This window comes from Kitasatospora sp. NPDC036755 (assembly GCF_040636595.1).
GTDB lineage: Bacteria > Actinomycetota > Actinomycetes > Streptomycetales > Streptomycetaceae > Kitasatospora.
In genome coordinates, this window is record NZ_JBEZUT010000565.1 from 1 (window position 1) to 3,293 (window position 3,293).

3 protein-coding genes and 1 pseudogene are annotated in these 3,293 nt (G+C 73.0%); all 4 read right to left on the bottom strand.

Annotated elements, in window-relative coordinates; genetic code table 11:
* Positions 1-379: 379 nt before the first annotated feature.
* On the bottom strand, positions 380-1,105 hold the full coding sequence (gene hemQ, locus AB0E96_RS39910; RefSeq protein ID WP_359831592.1) for a hydrogen peroxide-dependent heme synthase: 726 nt from the start codon (positions 1,103-1,105) through the stop codon (positions 380-382).
* Positions 1,102-2,532 carry a protoporphyrinogen oxidase gene (hemG, locus tag AB0E96_RS39915; RefSeq protein WP_359831594.1) on the bottom strand — a complete coding sequence of 477 codons (1,431 nt, stop codon included), beginning with the start codon at positions 2,530-2,532 and terminating at the stop codon, positions 1,102-1,104. The genes hemQ and hemG overlap by 4 nt, the downstream gene beginning before the upstream one ends.
* Before the next feature lie 34 nt (positions 2,533-2,566).
* The gene (locus tag AB0E96_RS39920; RefSeq protein ID WP_359831596.1) at positions 2,567-3,166 is read right to left on the bottom strand and encodes a Uma2 family endonuclease; all 600 of its coding nucleotides are present in this window, start codon (positions 3,164-3,166) and stop codon (positions 2,567-2,569) included.
* 32 nt (positions 3,167-3,198) lie between these two features.
* Positions 3,199-3,293, bottom strand: a pseudogene (locus AB0E96_RS39925) (RNA-directed DNA polymerase); the annotation flags it as partial.

The following is a 3,293-nucleotide window of genomic DNA, read 5'->3' on the forward strand; positions in this document are numbered from 1 at the left end:
TTGGGCGTTTGGCAAAATATTGGTATGGCAATCGTGAAAACGGACCTATGCTGGTGAAGCCCGCGGCCGCGGCCGCGAAACGCGCCTGCGCCGAGTACGGCCTGGGCACCCTGTACACCGAGCACCGCGACCCCGGCGCCTGCCGGGTCGGGACGGTCACCGCGCTGCGCCGCTCCTCGCCGCGGCTGCACCGGGTCGACTCCGAGGGCGGTGGCACCCGGAGCCGACGAGGTTCCGCTTCGAGGACGTCACCCGGGTCGACCTCGGCACCCACTCCACGGACGTGCTGCGCGAGTTCGCCGGGCCGCGCCCGTGGCGAAAAGCCCGGAGGCCGGCTCCCCGGCAGGGGGAACCGGCCTCCGGCGGGCGCGCGGGTCGCTCAGACCAGGCCGTTCAGCAGCTCGGCGACCGGCTTGCGGCGGCCGGTGAAGAACGGCACCTCCTCGCGGACGTGCAGCCGGGCCCGGGAGGGGCGCAGGTCGCGCATCAGGTCGACGATCCGGTGCAGCTCGTCCGCCTCGAAGGCGAGCAGCCACTCGTAGTCGCCGAGCGCGAACGAGGCCACCGTGTTGGCCCGCACGTCGGGGTAGCCGCGGGCCATCTGGCCGTGCTCGGCGAGCATCGCGCGCCGCTCGGCGTCCGGCAGCAGGTACCACTCGTAGGAGCGGACGAACGGGTACACGCAGACGTAGTCGCGCGGGCGCTCGTCGGCCAGGAAGGCCGGGATGTGGGACTTGTTGAACTCGGCCGGGCGGTGCAGCGCCATGTTCGACCAGACCGGCTCCAGCGCCCGGCCGAGGCCGGTGCGGCGGAAGCGGTTGTACGCCTCCTGGAGGTCGTCGGAGTCGGCGGCGTGCCACCAGACCAGGATGTCGGCGTCCGCGCGCAGACCGGAGACGTCGTACGTGCCGCGCACGGTCACGTCCTTGGCGTCCAGCTGGGCGAACAGCTCGTCCACCTCGGCGGCCAGCGCGGTGCGGTCCTCGGGCAGGGCGCCCTTGAGCTTGAACACCGACCACATGGTGTAGCGGATGACCTGGTTCAGGTCGCGCGCCTTCTTCTTCTCGGGCCGCTGCTCCGGCTCCCGCTCAACGCTCTCAGTCATGCGCCCATTGTCCTCTCCGTGGAACCTTCCCCGGTCGCCGGGGTCAACAGTCCGTCGACGGCCGCCGCGGCCGCCGCGGCCGATCCGATGCACGCCGGAATGCCCACCCCGTCGTACGCGGCGCCGCACAGCGCCAGCGCGCCCACCCGCCCCGCCGCGGCCCGTACCCGGGCCACCCGGTCCAGGTGCCCCACCGGGTACTGCGGCAGCCCCGCCGAGAACCGGGAGACGAAGGTGTCGTACGGCCGGGCGGTCAGCCCGATCGCCTCCTCCAGGTCGGCGAGCGACCGTGCCACCAGCTCCTCGTCCGGCAGCCCCAGCGCCTCCTCCTCGCGGTACCGGCCCAGCGAGGTGCGCAGCAGGAACGCGTCCGGCGCGGAACGCTCCAGCCAGCCCCACTTGTTGGAGGAGAAGGTCGAGGCCTTGATCCGCCGCCCGTCCACCGGCGGCACCAGGAAGCCGCTGCCGCTCGGGAGCTCGGCCAGGTCGGCGCGGCGGAAGGCCAGGGTCACCAGGGCCATGCCCGCGTACTCGACGGCGTCCAGTTCGGCGGCGGCCGCCGGGGCGTCCTCGCGCAGCAGCCGGGCTGCGGCGGGGGCCGGGACGGCCAGCACCACGGCGTCCGCGTGCAGCGCCTCACCGCCCGTCACCACCCGCCAGCCGTCGGGGGTGCGGCGCAGTTCGTCCACCGGGGCGTCGGTGCGCAGGTCCACGCCCGCCTTCACGCAGGCCTCGGCGACCGCGCCGGGCAGGGTGCCGAGGCCGCCGCGCAGGCCCTGGAAGACCGGGGTGCCGACCACCTTCGGCCGGGAGGCCAGCTCGTGCACGCCGTCGACCAGCGAGCCGCCGTCGCGCGCGATGGACAGCAGCTGCGGCACGGCGGCGCGCAGCGAGATCTCCTCGGCGCGGCCGGCGTAGACGCCGCCGAGGAGCGGTTCGACCAGCCGGTCCACCACTTCCTGGCCCAGCCGGTCGGCGACGTAGCGGCCGATCGCGACGTCCTCGCCGACCTCGGTGGTCCGCTCGTTGCGGGCCCGCTCCAGCCCCTCGTCGCTCAGCACCCCGGAGGCGGCCAGCGCCGCGAGGTCGCCGGGGACGCCCATCACCTGCCCGCCGGGCAGTGGCCGCAGCGCGCCGCGGGTCCAGATCGCGGCCTTGGCGGTGGTCGGCGGCTCCAGTTCCGCGCCCAGCCCGACCGCCCGCGCCAGGTCCACCGCCTCCGGCCGCCGGGCCAGCACCGACTCGGCCCCGAGGTCCACCCGGACCCCGCCGACCTCGCCGCCCCACAGCTTCCCGCCGACCCGCCCGGACGCCTCCAGCAGCGTCACCCGCGCCCGCGCCGGCCCGCCGGCCGCCCCGCTCAGGAAGGCGGCCGCAGCCAGCCCCGCGATCCCACCACCGACGACGACGACCCGTGCTTCCGACATGCTCCGCAGTCTCGCAGGTCCTTACACCGGACCTTCAATCCGCTGCACGCTTCGCCCGCTTCCAGCGGGACACGAGGCGGTCGAGATCGATGACGACCGGAAACGGCACCGGACGCTCCAGTTTGGCCCGAAAGATCCCGGCAGGGGCGTAGGCAGCGGTTGCCTGATCCAGCTCGTAGACGTGTACGACGGGCAGGCCGTCCTCATCCTCGACGATCCAGTAGTGCGGAATCCCGGCTTCGGCGTACTTGCGGAACTTGACCGTGCGGTCGCGGTGCACGGACTCCGGCGACACGACCTCGATGACGAGCAGTACATCGGCCGGGTCATACCGCGTGCGGTCGGGGTCGGGCTCCGCGGTCACGACCATCACGTCCGGCTCCGGACGGTTGAGCCGGTCAAGCTTGATCGCGATCTCACGCTCCGGCCACATCCCGTCCGGCACAAGACCTTCCAGCGCCGTGTTCAGTCCCGATACGACCCAACTGTGCCAAGGACGCTGAGGGGACATCATGAAGACCAGTGCTCCATCGATCAGTTCGGTGTGCCGCGGCGCCTGCGGCAAGTGGTCGAGGTCGTCTGCGATCCAACCCTCGACTCTGGGCGCGTACATCCAGTCCGGCAGCTCGCTCATGCCCTCAAGATAGCGAGTGGGGGGAGAGGCCGCCAGGTCGCCCCCGTCCAGGTGTTGGCAAGTTCGCGCAGTGCGGTGTGGCATCCTCTGCGAGGACGGAAGCCGTGGGATCGGCCGGAGAACGCCG

What these genes read in the sequence shown, in the direction of transcription:
- hemG (WP_359831594.1), bottom strand. Translation starts at nt 2,532, where the DNA reads ATGTCGGAAGCACGGGTCGTCGTCGTCGGTGGTGGGATCGCGGGGCTG.
- AB0E96_RS39920 (WP_359831596.1), bottom strand. Translation starts at nt 3,166, where the DNA reads ATGAGCGAGCTGCCGGACTGGATGTACGCGCCCAGAGTCGAGGGTTGG.
- hemQ (WP_359831592.1), bottom strand. Translation starts at nt 1,105, where the DNA reads ATGACTGAGAGCGTTGAGCGGGAGCCGGAGCAGCGGCCCGAGAAGAAG.